This is a genomic window from Janthinobacterium sp. GMG1, assembly GCF_034427795.1.
Taxonomy (GTDB): domain Bacteria; phylum Pseudomonadota; class Gammaproteobacteria; order Burkholderiales; family Burkholderiaceae_D; genus Janthinobacterium.
On record NZ_JAXQNT010000062.1, the window covers coordinates 1 to 331 of the forward strand.

Sequence of the window (331 nt, forward strand, 5' to 3'; positions counted from 1 at the left end):
CGTCTCGGTATGGGAAATCTGGGGTGCGCTGCTGCATGGCGGGCGCCTGGTGGTGGTGCCGCGAGCGGTGGCGCAATCGACGCCGGACTTCTACCAGCTGGTGCGGGACCAGCGAGTGACGGTGCTGAACCAGACGCCGTCGGCGTTCTATGTATTCATCGAGCAGGATCAGTTGACGCCGGCGCCGCTGGCGTTGCGCACGGTGGTGTTTGCTGGCGAGGCGTTGGCCCTGGACAAGCTGCGGCCGTGGTTCGAGCGACACAGCGACACGGCGCCGGAGCTGGTGAATATGTACGGCATCACGGAAACGACGGTGCACGTGAGTTACCGA

1 protein-coding gene is annotated in these 331 nt (G+C 65.0%); it reads left to right on the forward strand.

Translation table 11 applies throughout. From position 1 onward, the window contains the following. The coding region (locus SJI03_RS28900; protein ID WP_322429473.1) for an AMP-binding protein at positions 1–331 on the forward strand (331 nt) is incomplete at both ends.